Annotated in this window: 19 protein-coding genes; 16 read left to right on the top strand and 3 right to left on the bottom strand. The window is 56.3% G+C overall.

Annotation, left to right across the window (positions count from 1 at the left end; genetic code table 11):
• Positions 1-21 precede the first annotated feature (21 nt).
• The 8 genes from KDW95_RS15265 to KDW95_RS15230 all read left to right on the top strand — a co-directional run bounded on the left by KDW95_RS15265 (position 22) and on the right by KDW95_RS15230 (position 7,665).
• Positions 22-1,161 carry an EpsG family protein gene (locus tag KDW95_RS15265; RefSeq protein ID WP_255852680.1) on the top strand — a complete coding sequence of 380 codons (1,140 nt, stop codon included), beginning with the start codon at positions 22-24 and terminating at the stop codon, positions 1,159-1,161.
• Positions 1,162-1,339: 178 nt separating this feature from the next.
• The gene (locus KDW95_RS15260) at positions 1,340-2,266 is read left to right on the top strand and encodes a glycosyltransferase (RefSeq protein ID WP_255852679.1); all 927 of its coding nucleotides are present in this window, start codon (positions 1,340-1,342) and stop codon (positions 2,264-2,266) included.
• Positions 2,267-2,380: 114 nt separating this feature from the next.
• A complete protein-coding gene (locus KDW95_RS15255) occupies positions 2,381-3,079 on the top strand; it encodes a WecB/TagA/CpsF family glycosyltransferase (RefSeq protein WP_255852678.1) in 699 nt (232 codons plus the stop codon).
• Positions 3,080-3,376: 297 nt separating this feature from the next.
• Positions 3,377-3,739 (top strand): hypothetical protein, encoded by a 363-nt coding sequence (locus KDW95_RS15250; RefSeq protein WP_255852677.1) that lies wholly within the window; start codon positions 3,377-3,379, stop codon positions 3,737-3,739.
• Between the two features lie 774 nt (positions 3,740-4,513).
• Positions 4,514-5,572 carry a UDP-glucose 4-epimerase GalE gene (gene galE / locus KDW95_RS15245; RefSeq protein ID WP_255852676.1) on the top strand — a complete coding sequence of 353 codons (1,059 nt, stop codon included), beginning with the start codon at positions 4,514-4,516 and terminating at the stop codon, positions 5,570-5,572.
• A 209-nt stretch (positions 5,573-5,781) separates the two neighbouring features.
• Positions 5,782-6,267 carry a type VII toxin-antitoxin system MntA family adenylyltransferase antitoxin gene (gene mntA / locus KDW95_RS15240; RefSeq protein ID WP_255852675.1) on the top strand — a complete coding sequence of 162 codons (486 nt, stop codon included), beginning with the start codon at positions 5,782-5,784 and terminating at the stop codon, positions 6,265-6,267.
• Positions 6,268-6,668: 401 nt separating this feature from the next.
• Entirely contained in the window at positions 6,669-7,031 is a 363-nt protein-coding gene (locus KDW95_RS15235) for a hypothetical protein (RefSeq protein ID WP_255852674.1), read from the top strand.
• Positions 7,032-7,314: 283 nt separating this feature from the next.
• Complete coding sequence (locus tag KDW95_RS15230) at positions 7,315-7,665, top strand: four helix bundle protein (RefSeq protein ID WP_255852673.1); 351 nt, start codon at positions 7,315-7,317, stop codon at positions 7,663-7,665.
• A 270-nt stretch (positions 7,666-7,935) separates the two neighbouring features.
• Here the strand turns inward: KDW95_RS15230 and KDW95_RS15225 are convergent, their stop codons facing one another.
• Positions 7,936-9,330, bottom strand: a complete 1,395-nt coding sequence (locus KDW95_RS15225; RefSeq protein WP_255852672.1) for an O-antigen ligase family protein — start codon at positions 9,328-9,330, stop codon at positions 7,936-7,938.
• A 361-nt stretch (positions 9,331-9,691) separates the two neighbouring features.
• Between KDW95_RS15225 and KDW95_RS15220 the strand changes: the two genes are divergently transcribed.
• The 6 genes from KDW95_RS15220 to KDW95_RS15195 all read left to right on the top strand — a co-directional run bounded on the left by KDW95_RS15220 (position 9,692) and on the right by KDW95_RS15195 (position 16,083).
• Positions 9,692-10,186: a hypothetical protein gene (locus tag KDW95_RS15220; RefSeq protein WP_255852671.1), complete on the top strand. Its 495-nt coding sequence runs from the start codon at positions 9,692-9,694 to the stop codon at positions 10,184-10,186.
• An 81-nt stretch (positions 10,187-10,267) separates the two neighbouring features.
• Positions 10,268-11,434, top strand: a complete 1,167-nt coding sequence (locus KDW95_RS15215; protein ID WP_255852670.1) for an outer membrane beta-barrel protein — start codon at positions 10,268-10,270, stop codon at positions 11,432-11,434.
• Between the two features lie 82 nt (positions 11,435-11,516).
• Positions 11,517-12,059, top strand: coding sequence for a polysaccharide biosynthesis/export family protein (locus KDW95_RS15210; protein ID WP_255852669.1), 543 nt, complete (start codon positions 11,517-11,519; stop codon positions 12,057-12,059).
• A 2-nt stretch (positions 12,060-12,061) separates the two neighbouring features.
• Positions 12,062-14,293 (top strand): GumC family protein, encoded by a 2,232-nt coding sequence (locus tag KDW95_RS15205; RefSeq protein WP_255852668.1) that lies wholly within the window; start codon positions 12,062-12,064, stop codon positions 14,291-14,293.
• 306 nt (positions 14,294-14,599) lie between these two features.
• Positions 14,600-15,325, top strand: a complete 726-nt coding sequence (locus tag KDW95_RS15200) for a tyrosine-protein phosphatase (RefSeq protein WP_255852667.1) — start codon at positions 14,600-14,602, stop codon at positions 15,323-15,325.
• Positions 15,322-16,083: a hypothetical protein gene (locus KDW95_RS15195; protein ID WP_255852666.1), complete on the top strand. Its 762-nt coding sequence runs from the start codon at positions 15,322-15,324 to the stop codon at positions 16,081-16,083. Before KDW95_RS15200 ends, KDW95_RS15195 begins: the two co-directional genes overlap by 4 nt.
• Positions 16,084-16,400: 317 nt before the next feature.
• Here the strand turns inward: KDW95_RS15195 and KDW95_RS15190 are convergent, their stop codons facing one another.
• Together KDW95_RS15190 and KDW95_RS15185 are read right to left on the bottom strand one after the other, a co-directional pair.
• Positions 16,401-18,314 carry a sensor histidine kinase gene (locus KDW95_RS15190; protein ID WP_255852665.1) on the bottom strand — a complete coding sequence of 638 codons (1,914 nt, stop codon included), beginning with the start codon at positions 18,312-18,314 and terminating at the stop codon, positions 16,401-16,403.
• Positions 18,311-20,527, bottom strand: coding sequence for a putative bifunctional diguanylate cyclase/phosphodiesterase (locus KDW95_RS15185; RefSeq protein ID WP_255852664.1), 2,217 nt, complete (start codon positions 20,525-20,527; stop codon positions 18,311-18,313). The genes KDW95_RS15190 and KDW95_RS15185 overlap by 4 nt, the downstream gene beginning before the upstream one ends.
• Before the next feature lie 681 nt (positions 20,528-21,208).
• On the opposite strand from KDW95_RS15185, the gene KDW95_RS15180 reads away from it, so the two are divergent.
• Complete coding sequence (locus tag KDW95_RS15180) at positions 21,209-21,823, top strand: GNAT family N-acetyltransferase (protein ID WP_255852663.1); 615 nt, start codon at positions 21,209-21,211, stop codon at positions 21,821-21,823.
• On the top strand, positions 21,820-22,707 hold the full coding sequence (locus tag KDW95_RS15175; RefSeq protein ID WP_255852662.1) for a carbon-nitrogen hydrolase family protein: 888 nt from the start codon (positions 21,820-21,822) through the stop codon (positions 22,705-22,707). The genes KDW95_RS15180 and KDW95_RS15175 overlap by 4 nt, the downstream gene beginning before the upstream one ends.
• The last annotated feature ends 21 nt before the right edge of the window (positions 22,708-22,728 follow it).

Raw genomic sequence — 22,728 nt, 5'->3', positions numbered from 1 at the left:
AATTTATAGTGTTGCCTAATTATGCTACAGAGCTTTGTCGTTTACACTGAATTAGCGATTTCGTTATTTCTATTAGGTTTGGTTTCAGCTAAACGTGAGCGTGTTTACCATTATGAAAATAAAAAACTTTGGTTTTGGTATTGGGAAGTGGTTCTTGCTTTGTTTGTGTTCGCGTTTGTTTCTGGTATTCGATTTCAGGTGGGTGTAGACCACTTCGCATATTTGAAAAATTACCTAATGCTACAAAATAGTAATGTCTTTCTTTTCGAAAAAGAATTTGGTTTTGATGCGATAACCAGTTTGTTTGTTAGTTTGGGTTTTCATTTTTCTTTTTATTTTGGTTTTTTTGCATTTTTACAAATATTTTTTATTTATCGAGCATTTAAAAACGAACGTTATCTTTATCCATTCTTGGGTGTGGTTATCATTTTTGGGCCACACTATTTGAGCTGGATGAATGGTATTCGGCAAATGCTAGTTGCAACTATTTTTGTCTACTCTATTCAGTTTATTGTTCAAAAGAATTTTTTAAAGTACACCGCAACTATTTTTTTAGCATCATTGATACATCAGTCTGCACTTATACTACTACCTTTATATTTTTTACCTCAGAGGGATTACTTTAAAAGTAGAGGCGTATTGGTCTTCTTGGTTTTTATAACTATATATATAGGTACTACCAATGTGTGGATTGGATTACTTAACAGCTTGGGCGGATTAATAAGCTTTATTGGTTATGACAATATTTCTGGGAAGCTAGATTTGTTAATAGAAAACAATCAAGTCCGAAATATTGGCCCTCGTAACTTAAGTATTATTTTTTTGGCTCTGGTGACTATTTGGTTTTCTCCTCAGCTTAAAAGGCGTTTTGAGTATACAAATTTTTCAATCTATTTTAATTTTTCCATCTTAGGTGTTTTGTTCTCAAACTTATTAAATAATGCACATCATATTTTTTTAAGGCCTATCACTTACTTAACTGTTTTTTCAATCGTTACCACTGCCTACCTGTTGGCTTATTTAGCTAAGAAAAATATTTTATGGTTTTTTGTTGTGTTAATGTTAGTTTTGTCATATTTGCCGATGACATTAGTGGCAGAAAGTAAAAATATTTATCAAGACTATTCGAATTATAAATTTTTCTGGGATTATGGATACTAACAAATAAAAATTCTTGTGGTTCTATCTATAATTTTTAGATTGATCATCTAGCCGATATGGCTCTTATATTGGTGTTAATTGAGATTGGTGATTTGTTTTTTATGAGTTGTAAATCTCAGTGGTTATTTAAAAAAAGCATTCGTAATGCTATGAATTTCTCAATTTTAACGAGTTAAAAATGAAAGTATTGTTTGTTTTTGGTGGAAACTCTGGCTCTATGCCTTTTATTGGTGAACAGGCGGATTCATTAAAAAGACTTGGAGTTATAGTTGATGATTTTAAAATTATTGGTCGTGGTTTTACCGGTTATCTGAAAAACATATCCAAATTGTATAGTGTAATTGAAAAGAATGAATATGATTTAATTCATGCACATTATGGGTTGTCAGGACTCTTGTCGGTTTTGCAAAGAAAAATTCCTGTGGTTATTACTTATCACGGGTCGGATATTAATAAAAAATATGTCCGTATATTGTCTCTTTGGGCTGCTAAACTTAGCGATTATAATATTTTTGTAAGTGATGATCTCTTTAAAAAAGCGAATAGTCCGAGAAGGTCTAGAGTAATACCTTGTGGTGTTGATGTTGATTTATTTAAACCTTTGGACAAAAATAACGTTAAGAGTATTTTGGGTTTTGATCTCGAAAAGCACTATATTTTGTTTGCTTCTAGCTTTGATAACCCTGTAAAGAATTATGCTTTGGCGAAAAAAGCGATTGAAGCGTTTCCTAGTGATAGGGTTGAACTTGTTGAGCTAAAAGGCTGGACGAGAGAGCAGGTTCCTTTACTGATGAACGCATGTGAAGCATTATTGATGACTTCTTTTACCGAAGGGTCTCCTCAAGTAGTAAAAGAAGCAATGGCATGTAACTTACCAGTTGTTTCTACAAATGTTGGTGATGTGAAAGCAAAGGTTTCAGGGCTGAAAAATTGTTATATTACAGAATGTGATGCGCATGATATTGTTTCTAAATTGAATTTAGTTATTCTATCTGAAGTGCTAACAAATTCTAGGTGCGAGATAGTTAATTTGTCTTTAGATAATGTGGCTTTAGAAGTACAGGCTGTATACAAAAAAGTAAAAGGCCTAAGTGATTCAATATAACCCTCTGTGTGTTTTCTAAACGTTGATTAATTTTTTTAAACCACACGAGTGAGAATCCCACAGCAGTTATTCGGTATTCCTTATGAGTTTTTAACCATTATTTAATGGAAGGTTATGGACAGTCAACTGATTGGCGGAATTAAAATTTATGCCCCTAATTCACGCAAAGATTTAATTGATTTTGCCTTTAATCACCACAGCTTGTTGGTGGCAGTGAATGCAGAAAAAATTCTCCATGCTACTGAGCAGTCGCGAAATATTATCAGTCGCAATGTCGGGTACCCGGATGGTATCGGCGCCATTATGGCCCTGAATAAAAAAGGGGTAGATAATGTAGTGAAAATTCCAGGTTGCGAACTGTGGCTGGATATTATCCGCACGCGCTACAAGACTAAGCGTTTTTACCTTGTGGGTGGCAAGGATGAAATTATCGAGCAGACAGTGACTCAGCTCAGGGTTGAGTTCCCCGGTATCGATATTGCCAACTACCGGAACGGCTATCTCAATAGCGCTACCGAGCGCCAGGCACTGATCGAGGATGTAGCGGTTAAAAAGCCCGATGTGGTGTTTGTAGCCATGGGTTCACCCAAACAAGAGCTGCTGATGGAAGATATGCGTTCAGTGCATCCGGCTGTGTATCAGGGCTTGGGCGGCAGTTTTGATGTGTATACGGGTAATGTACAGCGAGCACCAGCCTGGTGGGTGGAACATCGATTGGAATGGTTTTACCGTTTGCTGCAAGAGCCTTCACGCATCAAACGTCAAATACATTTAGTGCGATTTCTATTTTTATTAAAACTTAACCGATTTTAATAGGGCCGGAGCTTGATTCCGGCTCGGCATAAATGCACAGCCGCTTCAAGTTGTAGAGCTTAGCCGTCGGCGGAGTTTTGACGTTGGCCTTGACCTGCCAAGAGTCAGTGGCGTTGTGGATTCGGTAAAGTCATGGTGTTACTGTGAACGATGGTTCCTCTTACTCTCGAACATAGGTCCTATATTTTTTGGACGACGTGAAGATTGGGATTCCTGTGTCCGCAAGCAGTACGATGAGTAGGCCCACAAAGGGATTTCAATAGCTTGGGTGTTAATAGCTAGTTCTCTGGAGACCTAATGGCTCAATTCTATAATCTGCGGATGTTTATTTTTTTGTGCTGCTGTGCCTGTTTGCTGTATGGAATCTTTCGTCCAGCAGGTCCTCCGGACCTTTTTGATCAGTCTGATAAGGTGAAGCATCTGCTGGCCTTTGCCTCACTTTCCTTCACTGGCCGTCTGGCCTTTCCACGATCTAATATCATGCTTTTCTGGGGGCTGATGCTCCCATTGGCCGTTGTGCTGGAATGGATCCAACACTGGGTGCAACCATCACGTGTACTCAGTCACTTGGATGCGATCGCCAATGTAACCGGCGCGGTGATCGGAGGAATGTTTTGGGGCCTGTTGTACAAGCGGGCACGGTGGATAAAGAGTTGGTAATTGTACAGCCATTGCCCAGTAGGGTGGGGTAGATGCAAAGCCGTTCCCGCATACTACTGCCTTTGCCGTCCAGCGCCTCCTTTCTTTCGCCCCATGACTACCTCGGACTCATATTGACGGTGTTGGCATCTGCGCGCTGGTGCCAAGAGTATTTCCGTTTGGCTGAGTTTTGCCGAATGAAAATCCGTAAGCTATCAGCTTAGAGTTTACGGCTGTCAGCCTACACCTGTTTTTTCACGAATCACGAATCACGGGTTGCCATTGGTGATGCGCAAATCGTTATTGGTAATTCGAAAAGTCTCAGCGTGCATTGTAGCCGCCCCTGCTAATCATGAATCTATGGTCGTAATGGGTTATTAGTAATTAGTGAAAAGCAACAGAAAGCAGCAGGCGGTCGGTCTGCGGATAAGCAATCACAAACTACTACTCACGGGTCATAATTGATCATTAGTAAGTCGTCATTGGTTATTCGAAAGCCGTTAAAGCAGTTGTCAGCCGTAAACTGTCAGCTTTAAGCTCGCGGCTGATAGCTGATAGCTGATAGCTGATAGCTGATAGCTGATAGCTGATAGCTGATAGCTGATAGCTGATAGCTGATAGCTGATAGCTGATAGCTGATAGCGGTTGCGCCACCAATCACTAATCGTAATTGGTTATTAGTAAGTAGTAATTAGTAATTAGTGAAAAGCAGGACGCTTCAATAGTGGGCGTCCCTGCTAATTACTAGTCACGAATTACTGTTCACTACTACTCACGAATCACTAGGTGTATTAAATGAAAATTTTGGTAACCGGCGGTGCCGGCTATATTGGCTCCCACACGGTAGTTGAGCTGCTAAGTGCTGGCCACGATGTGGTGGTGCTGGATAACTACTGCAACAGCTCGGCGGTAGCGCTGGAGCGGGTGGCGCAGATCGTGGCTGATGCTGTTGCGGGCAAGGCCGAACAGGCCGGTGAGCTGCAGGCGGTGGAAGCGGATATCCGTGACCGTGCAGCGCTGGATGCGGTGTTTGCGGCCCATGCATTCGATGGCGTGATTCACTTTGCCGGGCTCAAAGCGGTGGGCGAAAGCGTAGCCAAGCCGCTGGAGTACTACGAAAACAATGTCGGCGGCTCGGTCACGCTGTGCCAGGCGATGCAGGCGGCGGGGGTGTTCAACCTGGTGTTCAGCTCATCAGCCACGGTATATGGCGAACCGCCGGAGATGCCGATTAGCGAGGCCTTCCCCACAGGCGTGCCAACCAACCCCTATGGCCGTTCCAAGCTGATGGTGGAAGAAGTGCTGCAGGATCTGGTGCGTTCAGACAAGCGCTGGTCCATTGCATTGCTGCGCTACTTCAATCCTACGGGTGCACACGCCAGTGGCCTGATCGGTGAAGATCCGCAGGGCATTCCCAACAACCTGGTGCCCTATATCAGCCAGGTAGCGATTGGTACGCGGGAGAAACTGTCGGTATTCGGTGGCGACTACCCAACGCCAGACGGTACCGGGGTGCGCGACTATATCCATGTGGTGGATCTGGCCAAAGGTCACCTGTCGGCGCTGAACTGGATGCAGGACAACAGCGGCGTCGGTATCTGGAATCTGGGCACGGGCCTGGGCTACTCGGTGCTAGACATGGTACGGGCGCTGGAAACTGCGAGCGCACGGAAAGTACCCTACGAAATCGTCGACCGTCGCCCCGGTGACGTTGCCGAGTGCTGGGCCGATGCCAGCAAGGCCGCTGCAGAACTGGGCTGGAAGGCGGAGCTGGGGCTTGAGCAGATGATGGCCGACACCTGGCGCTGGCAGTCCATGAATCCGCAAGGCTATGGGGAGCAGGGGCAAGGTTAAAAGCAGGTAAAAGGGGCAAGGGGCAAGGGGCAAGGTTAAAGCAGGGACAAAGGGCAAGAAAAAGTAAGCCGTAAGCTGTCAGCTATAAGCTCGCGGCTGATAGCTGATAGCTCATTTCCCGGAATACGCTGCGCTCATTGCAGGTTACTGGCGACGTCACGAGGAAGCCGGCCAGTCATTTCACGCGCCCGGGTTTGCATCCGACGCCTGTGGCGGTACGATCAAGGCGTGTCCTGTGCAAACCGCTCAATCAGACTGGCATCGTCTTTATGCAAGCTCCAACAGACCATTCTTTATTGCCTCACCTTGTTCAGCTGGCCGATTCGGCGCCGGATGTTGCTGCCCTGTGGCTGTATGGTTCGCGCGCGCGCGGCGATCATGGTGCAGACAGCGATTATGACCTGGCCGTGGTCTTTATGGACCGCATCGCCGATAGGCTGGAGCGCAGGTTGCGGCCTGAACTGCTGGCACTTGAGTGGCAGAGCGCGCTGCAGCTGCCGGAAAACCAACTGAGTATTGTCGATCTGTCTGCTTGCCCGATTCCACTGGGCTGGAGCATTCTGAGCGACGGCAAGCTGCTGGCAGACAAAACGCCAGACGTGCGCATGCGTGCGGAATCCCGCATCTATTCGATGTGGGAAATCGATTACCTCTACCAACAGCCGTCAAAAGCAGCTGTAAGCTGTCAGCTTTAAGCTCGCGGCTGATAGCCGACATGAGGTGATTGGTAAATAGTTATTGGTAATTAGTGAAATGCAGGGCGCTTCAATAGTGGGCGCCCCTGCCAATTACGAATCACGAATCACTGGTGATCGTTGGTGATTGGTAAATAGTCATTGGTAATTAGTAGGCGTAACCTGCACGCGAATCACGAATCACGAATCACTGGTCGTAATTGGTAATTGGTAATTGGTCATTAGAAAAACATCAGCGTGCATTGTGGCCGCTCCTGCTAATCACGAATCACTGGTCGTAATTGGTTATTGGTAAGTAGTAATTAGTGAAAATCAGGACGCTTCGATAGTGGGCGCCCCTGCTAATTACTATTCACGAATCACTATTTACTACTACTCACAAATCACGAGTAAGACAACGAATGCTTCAAACCCTGTATAACCTGCGCCTGGCGGCGTTTGGGTGCTGTGTGGCGGCGTTGCTGTACGGCATTTTTCGCGCCGCGCCGCCGCCGGATCTGTTTGACCAGTCCGACAAGGTGGGCCATCTGCTGGCCTTTGGCGCGCTTGGCCTGAGCAGCCGGCTGGCATTTCTGCGCCTGTCTGGTTGGGTGCTCTGGCCGCTGCTGTTTGTCCTGGCGCCACTGCTGGAGTGGCTGCAGCATCAATTGCAGCCGTTGCGTGTTTACAGTGTTGAAGATGCCCTGGCGAATATGGCGGGAGTGGTGTTGGCGCTTGCGGTTAGTTCGCTTGTCCGGTGGCGCTTTGGCCATTGTGGGTGGTAGGTGGCGATTGGTAATTGGTAATTGGTAATTGGTAAGTTGTGGTACGCGGCACACGTTGTGGCTGCCTTTACTAATAACGAACCACTGGTCGTAATTAGTTATTAGTAAGTAGTAATTAGTAAAAAACAGGCCGCTTCAATAGTGGGCGCCCCTGCTAATTACTAGTCACGAATTACTATTCACTACTCACGAGTCACGAATCACAGGGCGTGATTTGAAGTCGCAGTCTATTCTGAAGATGAATGCGAGTGCATTGTCGTTGGGTCGTTAGCATGGAGGCACTATGAAACCGCATTACAGGCTGCGGGCATGGCAGGAGGCTATGTGCTTGGCAAGTCAGGTTTACTCATGGAGTGCTGACTTCCCGACGGAGGAGCGGTTCGGGCTGACCGCGCAAATTCGCCGCGCCGCGGTATCAGTGCCCTCAAACATTGCGGAGGGAGCGGGAAGAGGCTCTCCCAATGAACTCCGCCAGTTCTTGCGGATTGCACGCGGCTCGCTGATTGAGATCGATACTCAATATCTTCTGGCCATTAATCTCGGTTTCAAAGCGCCAGACCAGTCGCTTGCCGATCAGATAGACAAGACCGGGAAGCTTATTACTGGCTTGATGAGTTCAATTGGGCGCCAGTGATTGGCTGTATCTGTCTATTGGTAATTGGGAATTGGTGGATTAGTAATTAGTGAAAAGCAGGGTGCTTCAATAGTGGGCGCCCCTGCTAATTACGAATGACGAATCACTGGTGATCGTTGGTAATTGGTAAATAGTTATTGGTAATTAGTAGGCGTAACCTGCACGCTGATCACGAATCACGAATCACGAATCACGAATCACGAATCACGAATCACGAATCACGAATCACGAATCACGAATCACGAATCACTATTCACTACTACTCACGAATCACGAATCACGAACATGCGCATTAGCCAGCACGGCGATGGCGCAGAGGGTGATGAAGGTGGCGGCGTTGGCGGGGATTTGCAGGTTGAAGTCCGTGGCGCTGTGGATCAGCAGGGCGATGATGCCCATGGCGGCGCCAAAGCCCACGCCGCTGCGGTACCAGGATTCGCGGCGCCACAGGGCCTTGAGTGCATGGTAGAGCGCGCCGAGTACAAAGAGTACCAGCGGCAGCAGGCCGATGGCGCCGTATTCGATGGCGAACTGCAGGTAGTCGTTGTGGGCATGGTCAAAGTGGGAACGGATTTCCTCGCCCGGGTAACGCTGGAAGCTGGCTTCAAAGCTGCCGGCGCCGCTGCCGGTAAGCGGGCTCTGCTGTAGCTGGGGCCAGGCGTAGATATACACATCGTCGCGGATTTCGTTGGCCCGGTTCACCACCTGGCCATCCACCACCTGGTCCTGCAGCTGGGTGTTGATCAGCCGGTCCTTGAGTTTTTCCAGCCCGAAGTACTGGCTGATCACCAGCACGTCGATCAGGATCAGGCTGGCCAGGATCAGGCCGTTGCGCAGCCGGTGTTCGCGGTTGAGCATCACGAACAGGCCACCCACGATCAGCAGGCTGGCAAAGAAGCCGGTGTTGCCCATGCGCGAGCGGGTCATCACCAGGGCAATGACCATGATCACCAGCCCCAGGCGCAGCCGCGCCTTGGGTCCCATCAGCAGTTCCAGCAGGTGGCGCCAGCGAAACTCCCGGCCATCGCGCAGCGCCAGCAGCAGGCCGATACCGCAGGCCAGGGTCATTTCCAGGTAGCCCGCCAGGTGGTTGCGGTTGACGAAGGTGCCGGTGGCATTGCCCTGGCCTACTTCTTTTGGGCCGAACAGCAGCCATTCGATGCCCGAGAGTGTCATCAAGCTGCCGTAAAACGCCTGTACTGTACCGCTGACGACGAGCACGGCCAGCAGCAGCGTCAGGCGCGCGCGGGTGTGAAACAGCCCGATGATCAGCAGAAACAGCAGCGCATAGGCGCAGCCCAGCATCAGGTAGCGGATGCTGGCGCCGCTATCGAGGCTAATGCCGCCAAGCAGCTGCACGCACACCCAGAGCTGGCACAGAACTAGCAGCGCAAACAGCGGCAGTGCCGGTTGCAGGGCCTTGCGCAGGGCGGTACTGCCGGAACCGGCTTTTTGCGGGGCATCGGTGCGGTGCAGTGCACCAGCGCGGAGCCTTTGCAGGCACCAGAGCCCGGCAATGAGCGCCGTGAGCAGCACGAACAGGCCGTTGCTCCACTGCTGGTTGCTGGCCAGCGGCAGCGGCAGCCACACCAGCAGTGCCAGTGTCGAGATCATCAGGGCTTTGTCGAGAGGGGCGCGGGCGGGGCGCGTTCGCGAGGGGCTCATAGGTTGGGCTCAACAGTGGCGACGCCGGTTCAGGCTGGGGTCGCAGGGGTTATTGCCAGGGGCCGAAACTGCCCGTCATCTTAAAGTTCCTGGCGGGCAGATGCCAACGCAAATGCCATAAAAACAGATGTTTACGCAGCAGCAACCCGGGTTGCTGCTGCTGAACAAGGCGTGAACAGGCCGGGGCTGATATTACGGTGCAGTATGGCTGGCCAAGTCGCGCTCAAGTGTTTAGAATCGCCCGGTTTAGCATGCTTTTTATCTGGCCAAGTTGTAGGTGGGTGTGGAGTGACTTCGCACCAGATCTGAAGGATCCGATTGCCGGGCACGCTTTTACTTGCAAATAAACGAGGACGTTAACATGCGCAAGATTTTTACAGCTCTTTCCCTGACTGCCGCCCTGGCATCCGGCCAGGCCATGGCTGACCAGGCGACCCTGACCGCACTGGAAGCTGCCGGCGTCACCCTGAGCGCCGAGCAGAGCGCCGCAATCCTGGCCGCCGAAGGCGATGCCCTGGTGGCTGCCATTGGTGCCCTGGTTGCATCCGTTGCCACCGATGCTGCTGCCGTACAGGCGATTGTTGGCGCCGCTGTTAGCGCCGCTCCGGCCCAGGCCGCCGCCATTACCAGCGCTGCCGTCAAGGCCGCTCCGACCCAGGCCGCTACCATCGTGTCTGCCGCCACCGCAGCAGCACCGTCCTACGCGGCCGCGATTTCATCTGCCGCGACCGCCGCCTCCAGCGGTGATGCCGGGGGCGATTCCGGGGCCGGCGGTACTGGCCAGAGCCAGACCGGCAGCGGCGTACCTTCCGGTTCCGGCGGTGGCGGTTCGTCTTCCACAGGCAGCCCTTCCTGATATAGCCCGGGGCCGGTAGTTACCGGCCCTCTGCGATTTCCCGTTTTTACTATTCGCCATGCCTCTGCAAGGATGGATCCGATGAGCGTTACTTTTTTACGTAAAGCACTGCCTGCTGCCATGGTAGCGGCGGTGTCCGGCCAGGCTTTGGCCATCGAACCGGCTAACTTCCAGGTGGGTGGCATGACGTTCACCCCCACGGTCAAGCTGTCTGAAAGCTACGATGACAACTTCCGTGAAGTGGCGAGCCCCGATGAAGAATCCAGCTGGATCACCACCATCGAGCCGTCTTTTGTGCTGGCCGCCCAGGACCGCATGAATGTCTACTCGCTGGGCTACCGGTTCAACTCCGAGTTCTACCACTCCAGCCACGACGACGACAATACCGACCACTTCCTGAACGCCGATGCCCATATGGAATTCACCAGCCGCAGCCGGCTGGACCTGGCGGCCGCGTACAGCAAGCAGGAAGACACCGGCGACACCACGTCCCTGGTCGAGAACGACAAGTACCACAGCTACAACGTGGGCGGCGTGTACGGCTATGGCGCCGAATCCGCCACCATGCAGCTGGAGTTCGGTGCCAACCGCGCCTGGAAGCGTTACGACAACGAAGGCGCCCTGAACCTGGACAAGGAACGGGATACCGACAGCCTGAGCGCCACGGCCTACTACCGAGTAGCGCCCAAGACCCGCGCCCTGTTCGAAGTGCGTTACAACGACTACGACTACGTAACCTTCAATACCCTGGACAGCGACAGCATGGCCTACCTGCTGGGTCTGACCTGGGATGCGACCGCCAGGACCACCGGTACCGCCAAGATCGGTTACGAGGAGAAGGACTTCGACGACGCCGCCCGCAAGGACCCGAGCGCAACCGTTTGGGAAGTCGGTGTCAGCTGGCAGCCGCGCAGCTACTCCACCTTCACGCTGAATACCCGCCAGGGCATCGATGAAGGTAGCGTGGAAGAAAACTTCATCGAGACCACCACCACCAGCCTGAACTGGAACCACGCGTGGAGCTCGTACCTGTCGACCGATGTCAACTTCAGCCATACCGAAGAAGACTACGACAACGTCGCCAACCGTCAGGACGAGAAAGACTCCATCGCCCTGGGGCTGAACTACGAAATGCGCCGCTGGCTGTCCCTGGGCCTGGGTTACAAGTACACCGAACGCGACTCCAACGTGGCGGCGGAAAACTTTGATCGCAACCTGGTGCAGGCCAGCGCGACCCTGAGCTTCTGATCGATTGCTGTCTGTGAATGTTAAGGGGAGGGGTGATTCCCTCCCTTTTTGCTTTGTGTAAACCTCGCTAGGAGATACTTTTATGCTGGTTCGGTACCTGTCCCGGGTTCTGGTTCTTGTGTGCATGCTGAGCTTTGGTGCGGGCGCGTTTGCCGCCGGCGACAGCCAGTACAAGCTGGGCTCGGGCGATGTTATCAGCATCACCATCTTTGGCGAGGAAGACCTGAGCGTGCAGGAATTGCGCCTCACGGACGCGGGCTCTTTTTCCTACCCCTTTTTGGGCGAGGTGCGGGCGCTGGGCAAGACCGCCGTCGAGATCGAGCGGCTGATCGCCGAGGGCTTGCGTGGCGACTACCTGATAGACCCGCGCGTATCGGTGAGCATCCTCGAGTACCGCGAATTCTTCGTGAACGGCGAAGTGAAGAACCCGGGCGGCTATCCGTTCAAGCCGGGCCTCACGCTGCGCAAGGCCATCGCCCTGGCCGGCGGCTTTACCGAACGCGCCTCCGACAGCAAGATGATGGTCATTCGTGACAGCGATACCAGCCGCACTCCGGCGCGTGCCTCCCTGGATACGGCGATCATGCCGGGCGACATCATTACCATTGACCAGAGCTTTTTCTGAGTATGAATAATCCCATCAAGGAACGCGTGCTGCTGCAGGACACCGACAGCGACGACGAAATCGACCTGCTGCAGCTGTGGAACACCCTGTGGCGCCGCAAGTGGAGCATTATCAGCCTGACGCTGGTGGTGATGATGCTGGCGGCCCTGGTGGTGCTGACCATTACCCCCATCTACCGTGCCGCCTCCACGCTGCTGATCGAGCAGAAGGCTGCCAAGGTGGTGTCCATCGAGCAGGTCTATGGCCTGGATGGGTCGGGCAACGAATACCTGCAGACCCAGTTCGAGCTGCTCAAGTCCCGTGGCCTGGCCGAACGGGTGGTGAGCGAGCTGAACCTGGTGACGCATCCGGAGTTCGATCCGCGCCAGCAGCCCGAGCCGCTGATCGATATCGCCGGCATGCTGCGCGATTTCAATCTGCAGAGCCTGCTGCCCTTTACCCTGCCGGGGGACCTGGCACAGGAGCCGCTGGAGCCGACCGAGGCCGAGATCCACGATGCCGTGGTGCGCAGCTTTATTGGCCGCACCACCATCTCGCCGGTGGGCAAGACCCAGCTGGTGAAGGTGGAGTTTGAAATGGCGGATGCGCGCACGGCGGCCCTGGTGGCCAATGCCCTGGCCAATGCCTATATCGAAAGCCAGCTGGAAGCGCGCCTGGACATGACCCAGACCGCCACCAACTGGATGAACGACCGCCTGTCGGGCCTCAAGGACAAGCTGCAGGAGTCGGAAGCCCGCCTGCAGGAGTTCCGTGACCGCGAAAACCTGGTGGATATCCAGGGCGTGACCACCTCGGCGGCCGGCGAGCTGTCCCAGACCGGTGACCGCCTGATCGATGCCCGCCGCGAACGCGCCGAAGCCCAGAGCCAGTACCGCCAGGTAGCGGCCATGAAGAGCGACGGCTGGGAGCGGCTGGCCTCGGTACCGGCGGTGCTGAGCAACCTGCTGGTGCAGCAGTTCAAGGCCGAGCAGGCCCGTGCCCGTGCCAAGGTGGAAGAACTGTCGCGCCGCTACGGCCCCAAGCATCCGAAGATGCAGGCTGCACGGTCGGACTTTGATGCCGCCACCGCCAGCCTGAAAACCCAGGTTGACCAGGTGGTCGCCGGCATAGAGCGCGAGTACCAGCTGGCCGTGGCCAACGAAGGCTCGCTGCAGTCGTCGTTCGAGCGCAACAAGAACGAGATCCAGGACATTACCCGCAAGGAATTCAAGCTGCGCGAGCTGCAGCGTGAAGTCGACGGTAACCGTTCGCTCTACGACACCTTCATGACCCGCCTGAAGGAAACCTCGGCCACCTCGGATCTGGAAGCGGCCAATGCCCGTATCGTCGACCGCGCCGTGGTACCCGATGCGCCCATCAAGCCGAAGAAGAGCCTGATCGTGGCCCTGGCCGGCCTGCTGGCACTCTTTGCCGGTATCGGCATCACCCTGCTGCTCGAAGCCCTGAATAATACCTTCAAGAGCACGGACGATGTTGAAGGCAAGCTCAACCTGCCGGTGCTGGGTATCCTGCCGATTATCAAGGGCAAGGAGCGCAAGACCATTTCCAGGCTGTTCAACCTGGACCAGGACAAGTCGTTCTCCGAGTCGATCCGCACCATCCGCACCGGCATCGTGCTGTCGGGGCTGGATAACCCGCACAAGGTGATGGTGGTGACCTCCTCGGTGCCGGGCGAGGGCAAGAGTTCGGTCTCCTCCAACCTGGCGTGCGCGCTGGGGCAGATGGAAAAGGTGCTGCTGATCGATGCCGACATGCGCCGTCCCAGCATTGCCAAGAACTTCGAGCTGCCGGTGGGTACGCCGGGGCTGGCTAACCTGGTGGCCGGTACCGCCAAGCTCGACGAGTGCATCAGCAGCCACGACGGCATCGATGTAATCGGCGCCGGCACCGTGCCGCCCAACCCGCTGGAGCTGCTGTCCTCCGAGCGCTTTGGCAAGGTGATGGAATACCTGAAAGACAAGTACGACCGTATCGTTATCGACTCGGCACCGACCCAGGCGGTAAGCGACGCCATGGTGCTGTCGACCCACGCCGATGCCGTGATCTACGTCATCAAGTCTGAAGCCACGGCCATTCCGCAGGCCCAGAAGGGCGTCGGCCAGCTGCTGCAGAACCGTGCGCCGGTGAAGGGCGTGATCCTGAACCAGGTTGACGTGAAAAAGGCGCAGAAATACGGCTACAGCTACGGTGGCTATTACGACTACTACGGCTACAGCAAGGGCGAAAAAGCTTAAAAAGCAGGCTCAAGGTGAAAGGGGCAAGGGGCAAGGGGAAAGGCTCAAGGCTCAAGGTGAAAGGGGCAAGGGGCAAGGGGCGTAGCCTGGAATGAGCGTGCGAATTCCGGGAAAGGAGCCCCCGGCGAGTTTCGAGGTTAAAGCAGGATCAAGGATCAAGGAGCAAGGGGCAAGGGGAAGGGCGTGATTGGTAATTCGTAATTCGTGGTGCCACCGTTATTCACGATTCACGACGGGGCAAGGCAGAGAGGGCGTGCTTGCGAATTCCGGAGCTGGCCCCCAAAGGATAACCACAGGCTGAATGGCATGATTGATCTGCACAACCACCTGTTGCCCGGCATCGACGATGGCGCGGCGGATATCGAGGCCTCGCTGGCGCTGGCGCGCCTGGCGGTGGCCGAGGGGATTACGCACCTGGTGTGTACCCCCCATATCCACCCCGGGCGCTACGACAACACGCCGGCGACCATCGATGCGGCGAAGCAGCGCTTCATAACGGCGCTGGCCGAGGCCAATATCGACCTGCAGGTGGCGACGGCGGCCGAGGTGCGTTTTGGCATGGAGCTGATGATCGGTGTCGGCCAGCGGCAGGTGCCGTTTCTCGGCGAGTGGGAGGGGCGCCAGGTGATGCTGCTGGAGTTCCCCCACGGCGAGGTTCCCTTTGGCGCCGAACGCCTGACCCAGTGGCTGATTGATCGCGACATCCTGCCCATGATTGCCCATCCCGAACGCAACAAGGGCATCATGCGCAGCCCGTCGCGCCTCAAGGCCTTTCTGGACCAGGGCTGCCTTACTCAGCTGACCGCCGCCTCGGTGGCGGGGCATTTCGGTGAGCGGGCGCAGGAAGTGGCGCTGGAGATGCTGGCGCAGGGTTGTGTCACCATCCTGGCCTCCGATGCCCATAACACCGAGCACCGCCCGCCGCTGCTGCACGGGGGCGTCGAGGCCGCCGCCGAGGTGGTCGGCGAAGCCAAAGCCCGGGCGCTGGTGACCGAGGTGCCCTGGAAGATCGCCCAGGTGCATTTTCAGTGAGTACGGCTGACATGCCGCAGGAAAGCGAGGGCAAAGCCCGGACGCGGCGTCGGCGCCGCTCCGGTACGGGTCGGCAAAGCCGCTTGGCGCCCCTGGGCTGGGGGCTGCTGCTGTGCTGCGCCCTGGCGCTGCTGGTCACGGGTGGGCGCCTGGTGATTGCGGGTATTGCCAGCTACCAGGCCGAAAGCTTTATCGAACACTGGAACGAGGCGGGCACGGCACCCGCTCCCCGCGCCTGGGCGGTGGCCCAGGCGGCGGCAGAGCGTGCGGTACGCTTTTACCCGGGTACCGATGGCGATCACTACGACCGCCTGGGACGTATCCATGAATGGCAGCATGCCTTTGCCTACTTTGGCGATCCGGCTGCCCGGGCGTCCCGGGAGGCGGCGCGGGATGCCTACCGTGTCGCGGTGCAGGCCCGGCCGGACTGGCCCTATACCTGGGTGCAGCTGGCCTACGTGAAACTGCGCTTGCAGGAATTCGACGCCGAGTTCGATACCGCGCTGGCGCGGGGTTTCGAGCTTGGCCCCTGGCGTATCGATGCCAACCGCTGGCTGGCGGAAATCGGCCTGCTGGCCTGGCCGCAGCTGAACTCTGCGCAACAGGCGCAGACCCTTGAATCCATCCGCCGTACTGTCGCCTACAGCAACGCCGAAGCCCGACGCCTGCTGACCCTGGCGCAAGGCACCGGCCAGCAGCAACTGCTGTGCGATGCCCTGCCATTCCCGCTCAAGACCCGCCGCAAGATCTGCCTTTAAAGGCAGGGGCAAGGTTAAAAAGCAGGTGCAAGGTTAAAAAGCAGGTGCAAGGGGCAAGGGGCAAGGTTAAAAAGCAGGGAAAATGGGAAAAGGCTAAAGGGGCAAGGTTAAAAGCAGGGACAAGACACAAACGTTAAAAAAGCCAATCACGATCAGCTAGATCCGGTTAAAAAAACGGCTAAAAGTATGGAAAAGAGTTGAACGTCAGTAATCTGGTGGGAAAATTTCACCTTTCACCTTTCACCTTTCACCTTTCACCTTTCACCTTTCACCTTTCACCTTTCACCTTTCACCTTTCACCTTTCACCTTTCACCTTTCACCTTTCACCTTTCACCTCGACCGGGATGTCGAGGCTGAAGGTCGTGCCGGTGCTGTCTGATTCAACGCTCAGGGTCCCTTCGAGCAGCTGGTAAACCCATTGATGCACCAGGTGCAGGCCCAGGCCCGTATGGCCTTCGCTGCGCCCGGAGGTGACGAAAGGGTCGAAGATGGCATCGCGCACCTGCGGATCTATGCCCTGGCCATCGTCACTTACGCTCAGTTGCAGCCGGTCGTCGCTGCGGCTCGCCCGTACATGGATATGGCCACCGTGGCCGGGGGCGAAGGCGTGCTTGAGGGCGTTCTCGATCAGGTTTTGCAGCACCTGCGACAGGATGCCGGGGTAGCTGGTCAACTGCAGCGATTCGGGGACATCCATCCGCAGGTTGACCGGGGATTTCTTCAGGTGATGGCTGAGGGAGCGGGTCAGGTCGCGGGTCAGCTCGGCCAGTTCGAATTGGGTCACCTCGCTGTGGCTGCGATCCACCGCCATGCGCTTGAAGCTGCGTATCAGGTCGGCGGCGCGGCGCAGGTTGTGATCCGCCAGCTGCAGGCCACTTTCGGTGTGGCTCAGGAAGGTTTCCAGCGCCGAGCGGGTCATGCCCTGGCTGAGGCTGCCCTGTAGCTTGTGCAGCTGTGTCTGCAGGGTGGAAATGGCCATGAGGGCGCCACCGGTGGGGGTATTCAGCTCGTGGGCCACGCCTGCCACCATCAGCCCCAGGGAGGAAAGCCGGCGCGACTCCACGAGCTCGTCCTGCATCTGGTGCAGTTGCTGGTGGGACTGCTCGAGGCGGGTGTAGGCCTGCAGCAGTTGCTGCTGTTCCTGTTCCAGGGCGTCACTGAGGTGCGCCCGTTCCTGGTGGGCGCGGCGAATGCGCTGCAGGGCGGCAAGCCCGAGTAGCAGTAGCAGCAGGCCCGCCGGGACTATGCTGCTCAGCAGCTGCCAGCGGATTGCGGCGATGTCTCCGGACGGGTTCGCCACCAGTACGAAGGCATGGTTGGGCGTGTCCTTGCTGGCATCGGGGTCATAGCTCAGCTCTGCATAGGTCCAGAGGCGATCGTCCTGCAGCAGGCTTTCGTGGGTCTCAGGGCCGCTGACCAATGCCCAGAGCGCCGGCATCAGGTTGGCCATATTCAGTTCGCGTCGATCCAGTTGCAGGCCCCATTCGCGGCCCTGATCAGGGCTGAGGAGCCAGTAACCCTGGGCATCCACCAGCTCCAGTGTCATCTGGCTGTCGCTAAGGGACCTCAACTGCTGGAAAAACTGCGCCAGGTTGATGTTGATGATCAGCACGCCGGCGTGCAGGCCGTCGGCGTCGCCGGTCAGCAGGGTGGCACGCAGGCTGGGTTCGAACGGCCGCACGATTTCGTTATGTTCCAGGTTGAGATCCAGCTGGGAGAGGTAAACCTGGCCGGGGGGTGTACGCAGGGCTTCCTGGAAATAGTAGCGCTGGGCCTTGTTCTGCAGTTCGTCCTCACCCACCCGGTAGGGCCGCCCCTGGCTGACGTTGATGCGCACCTGTTCCTGACCGCTGCGATCGAGCCAGCGTACCTGGGAGATGGCCGGCACGGCCTGGGCAAACTGCAGGAAGCTGGCGGCGAGGTCGTCCAGGTCCGTCGGCTGCCCTGCGGCCAGTGCCCGCTGCAGGGCCCGGTTGTTTTTCAGGACGCTGGTGAGGTTGCGGATATGTCCGAGTTCGCGGCTGAACGAGGATACAACCCGCTCGATCCGCACGTTTTGCCGCGCCTTCAGTTCATCCAGCTGCATGCCCATAAGCCCGATATAGGCAAAGCTGCCGCCTGCGAGAACCAGGATCAGCAGCAGTGACAGCATCGCTACCAGGGAGGCGGAGAATCGCCGGTCGTTGCCCAGGGCGCGGCGTACCGGTGGCTGCATGAGTGGCGCTGTCATGCTGTCTGGGCTCTTGCCCACTCGATGGCCTGGGGCAGCGGCATGGGGCGTGCGAAGAGGTATCCCTGCCCCTGCAGGCAGCCTCGGCTCGCAAGGGCGGTGCGCTGTTCCTCTGTTTCAATCCCCTCGGCGATGATACTGAAACCGAAACACTCGCCCAGGCGCAGAATCATCTCCACCACCTGCTCGTCGGCCTGGGAGTGGCCCAGCCGGTCGATAAAGGACTTGTCGATCTTGAGAGTGGTGGCGGCCAGATCGGTGATGTGGCTCAGGGACGAGTAGCCGATACCGAAGTCGTCGATGCTGACCTTCATGCCCAGCGCGATGAGCTTGCGCAGGTTGGGCGAAATACGGGTGTAATCCTCGACCGCCTGGGTCTCGGTAATTTCCAGCTCCAGCTGGTCGGGCCTGATACCGGCCTCCCTGATCAGCGCCAGCATGCGGTTGAAGAAGCGGGGCTGTATCAGTTCCGACGAGGACACATTGAAGGCGATGGGTACCTCGATGCCGGCGGCCTTGAGTACATGCAGCGCCTGGCAGCTCTGCAGCAGGATTGTTTGATCGAGCCTGCCAATCAGACCGGAGGTTTCGGCCAGCGGAATAAACTGGCTGGGGGGGATCTGGTCACCATTGGGCAGTTTCCAGCGGGCGAGCGCCTCAAACCCGAGCAGCTTGCCATCGGACAGGCGTACCTTGGGCTGCAGTTCCAGGTAAAGGTTCTGCCCGGACAGGGCGCTGCGCAAATCACTCAGCAGTGCGTAGCGGCTGGCGATATCCTGCTCCAAATCGGGGCTGTAGGCCAGGTAGCCCAGTTTCTTCCGGTGGGCCGTTTCAACGGTGCTCTCGGCCAGGCGCAGAATCTGGTCGGGCTGGCGGTCGCGTTGCAGACTCAGTGCGACCACGGTGACCGTCGCTGCGATGCGGTGCTCGGCATCGGCAATGACCAGGGGCTCACTGAGAAAACGACTGAAGAATGCCTGATCCAGCTGTTGTTCGGCGCTAGCCAGAAGTGCGAAGCTGTTGCGGTCGATACGGGCAATGGCACAATCCGGGCCCAGTGCACTGACCAGCTGGCGATACAGGCAGTACAGCAGGTCGTTACAGAAGGGCTCGCCAAAGGCGATGCCGATGTCGGTGAAGTCATCGATCTCCAGCACCACCAGTTCGGCCTGCTGGCGGTCCGCCTGTGACAGGTTGCCGAGTTCGCGCAGCAGCCAGTTGCGGTTGGGGATGCCCAGCAGGGGGTCGCTGTAGGCCAGTTCGGTCAGTCGGTTGTAGAGCGCGACATTGGTAAAGCCGGTACTGACGTTTTCGCTGAAGACCTGCAGCAGGTTGATTTCGGTGTCCAGTAGCGGGCGCTGGGTCTTCATCAGCACCAGGTATTCCCGCGGGTCGACAGCGGTACTGCTGAAATAGAACAGTGAATAGCCGTTGACGAAGCAGTGTTCGCGGCGGCTGGCCGCCTGCCGGAAAGCCTCGCGCAGCTCGCTGGATTCAATCGCGTTCAGGGGCCGGCCGACGAACTTCTTGAAATCATCGGTTGCCGCCAGAACGGCCGCCTCTTCGATCGGGCTCTGGGTCTGCAGCAAGGCGCAGAGAATGCCGCCCTTTTCGATGCCCAGAATATGGCCGATTTCGATTAGCACGGCGTGGGTGAAGCTGGCGATATCCCGTTTGGAGCTGATGGACTCGCTGGCATCGATCACCATCTGCAAGCCCTGGCGGGCGCGGGTCAGCTGGGTGAGGTGGTCCCAGGTGCGGATGTTGCAGGTAATGACGGTCAGCAGGTGATCGTTGGTGAGCTCGGACTTGCACCAGTAGTCATCGATATCGTAGCGCTGCATGACATCATCCCGCGGTGCCATGCCTGGCTGGCCGGTCAGCAAAATGATGCGTACAGCGGAGTTGCCGATGACTTCGCGGATGGTGCCCACCAGACGCAGGCCCGCTTCGTCATCCTCCATCACCACATCCAGCAGAATTACGCTGATGTCGGGGTGATGGGCAATGATCTGGGTGGCCTCAAAGGCGGATGATGCAGACAGTAGCTGTACGCTGCGCCCCAGGACCTCCAGCGATTCCAGTGCAAACAGCAGAGAAGCCTGGTAGCCGGCATCGTCTTCGACACTGAGAATTTTCCATTGCTGGGATGCTAGCGCGGTACCTGGTTCGGTTTCAGGCATGAAATCGAATAAAGCTTCATCTAGCGACATCTCTACACTCCCTTGTCGATGCGTGCGCGGCGCCGTTGGCAGGCCACCTGGCTTCCTTTCAATTGAGTATAGGCGTTGATCGCGCCGCCGGACATCGTCTGCAGCGGTAAAGGGGGCTAAATTTTTTGCAGGTGCGTGATGCTTTTCAGGGGCAAGGGGCAAGGGGCAAGGGGCAAGGGGCAAGGGGCAAGGGGCAAGGGGCAAGGGGTGGCAATGGTGATTGGTAATTGGTAATTGGTGATTAGTGAGCCGTAAGCCGTAAGCCGTAAGCCGTAAGCCATAAGCCGTGAGCCGTAAGCCGTGAGCCGTGAGCCAAGAGTGATGGCTGCTCCTCTTATTACGAATCACGAATCACGGGTCGTAATTGGTTATTAGTAAGTAGTAATTAGTGAAAAGCAGGGCGCTTCAATAGTGGGAGCCCCTGCTAATTACTAGTCACGAATCACGAATGACGAATGACGCATTACAACCAGCGATTGGTAAATTTCAGCCTTCAACCTTCAACCTTCAACCTTCAACCTTCAACCTTCAACCTTCAACCTTTAACTTTCAGCTTATGGCTGACAGCTCCAGGTCGACTGCTCCAGCTTGACGAATGTCGCTCGGAGTCAGGCGCGCCTGTGGCGTTATGTTATGGTGCCTCGCTGGAGAATTCGAGCCTGGCGAAGGGGGAGTCAATAGATGCAAAGCATATCCACGCAGGCGGAGCCTGTGCAGATCCGGGTCATTCGCGGTGCCGATATAGGGCCCTATGTGGCGGACTTGGCGCGGCTGCGCATCAGCGTGTTTCGCGCCTTTCCGTATCTGTATGACGGTGACCTGGCGTACGAGCGCGACTATATCAGCCGTTACTCGGATTCGCCCCGCAGCCTGTTTGTGCTGGCGCTGGATGGCGACCAGGTAGTGGGTGTGGCCACCGGAGTCCCCTTGGCGGACGAAGCCGAGGCGTTCAAAGGTCCCTTTGTCGAGGCGGGACACAACATCGACGAGATTTTTTATTTCGGGGAGTCGGTCTTGCTGCCGGAATATCGGGGCCGGGGGCTGGGCGTGCGCTTTTTTGCCGAGCGCGAGCGCCATGCCGCCAGCCTGGGGCTTAGAGTATGTGCCTTTTGTGCGGTGGAGCGCAGCGCGGATCATCCGCAGCGTCCGGCGGACTATGTGCCGCTGAATGATTTCTGGCACAAGCGTGGCTATCGCCATGTGCCGCAGCTGCGTACCCAATTGAGCTGGAAGGATATCGGCGATGAGGCGGAATCGCTTAAACCGCTGTCATTCTGGTTACGGGAGCTGTCATGAGTCGAATAACCCTGGCGGCCTGCCAGTACGCCATCGAGTTGCTGCCGGATTGGCAAAGCTACGAATCCCATCTGCGCGCGCTGGTGGCCGATGCGGTGCAGCAGGGCGCCCGCCTGCTGCTGTTGCCCGAATACGCCGGCATGGCGCTCAGTGGCCAGTTGCCGGCGGAGGTGCGCAGCGATCTGCAGGCATCCATTGCTCAGCTGCAGCCGCTGATCCCGCGCTGGCTGGCGCTGTGCGAGTCGCTGGCGAAGGAACATGGCATCTGGTTGTGTCCGGGGTCGGTGGCGGTGCTGGATGATGATGGCATTTACCGCAACCGCTGCTGGCTGTTCGGTCCTGATGGCCTCGCCGGGCACCAGGACAAGCTGATCATGACCCGTTTCGAGCGCGAGCAGTGGCTGATTGGCGCGGGCTCCGGCCTGCGGGTATTTGAGACGCCCTTTGCCCGTATCGGCATCCTGATCTGTTACGACAGCGAGTTCCCGCTGCTTGGGCGTACCCTGACCGAGGCGGGGGTCGATCTGATTCTGGCGCCGAGCTGTACCGATACCCGTGCGGGCTTTCACCGCGTGCGCATCGGCTGCCAGGCGCGGGCGCTGGAAGGGCAGGTGGCGGTGCTGCAGGCGCCCACCGCGGGGCTGGCGCCCTGGTCACCGGCGCTGGATATCAATACCGGCCGGGCGGCACTCTACCTGCCGCCAGATTACGGCTTGCCTGATGACGGCGTGCTGGCCCAGAGCGAGAGCGAAACGGTGGAGCAATCCCGCTGGCTGCTGTGCGAACTGGATTTCGCCGCCCTGCACGATGTGCGCCTGCGCGGCCAGGTGTTCACTCGGCGCGACTGGTGCGAGCAGCTGGACGGGCGCGCCGAACTCATTTGACCGAGCACCTACTGAAAAATA

Source organism: Marinobacterium rhizophilum (genome assembly GCF_024397915.1).
Lineage (GTDB): Bacteria > Pseudomonadota > Gammaproteobacteria > Pseudomonadales > Balneatricaceae > Marinobacterium_A > Marinobacterium_A rhizophilum_A.
The sequence above is the reverse complement of the archived record's forward strand: the minus strand, read 5'-3'. Positions and strand labels throughout refer to the sequence as shown.